Origin of the sequence: Mesorhizobium ventifaucium (assembly GCF_935822925.1) — a bacterium.
Taxonomy (GTDB): Bacteria; Pseudomonadota; Alphaproteobacteria; order Rhizobiales; family Rhizobiaceae; genus Mesorhizobium; species Mesorhizobium ventifaucium.
In genome coordinates, this window is sequence record NZ_CAKXZS010000083.1 from 1 (window position 1) to 511 (window position 511).

General features: G+C 61.4%; 1 protein-coding gene. It reads right to left on the reverse strand.

Going from position 1 to position 511, the window contains the following annotated elements; translation table 11 throughout:
- Positions 1-9 precede the first annotated feature (9 nt).
- Positions 10-511, reverse strand: a 502-nt coding sequence (locus NMG70_RS31705) for an IS630 family transposase (RefSeq protein WP_254028134.1), incomplete at its 5' end; no start/stop codon positions are given.

Below are 511 nucleotides of genomic sequence, written 5' to 3' on the forward strand. Positions count from 1 at the left end.
TAGAGCGTTTCACGTTTTGACGGAAGCGTATCCAGCGTTTTTGAAGTAGTTGTTGCATTCGGCTGCCCCGATGGTTTCGACGAGGTGGCCGATGTGGCGCCAAGTGTCCTCAATGGTGCGCTTTTGGGCTTGGCGCATCCAGTGTTTGATCTTGGCGAAGGCCTGCTCGATCGGGTTGAGGTCGGGGGAGTAGGGCGGCAGGTACCAAAGCCTGGCGCCGGCAGCCTTGATCATCTGCCTGATGGCGGCCGACTTATGGCTTCCCAGGTTGTCCATGACGACGATATCGCCGGGCTTCAGCACGGTGATGAGCTGCTGCTCGACATAGGCGCGGAAGCATTGGCCGTTGATTGGCCCGTCGAAGACGCAAGGTGCCGCGAGCCGATCGCAGCGCAGCGCGCCAAGGAAGGTCAATGTGCGCCAGTGGCCGTGCGGAGCCAAGCCTCGCAGCCGTTTGCCCTTCGGCCCCCAACCGCGCAGCGGAGCCATGTTGGTCTTGATCCAGGTCTCG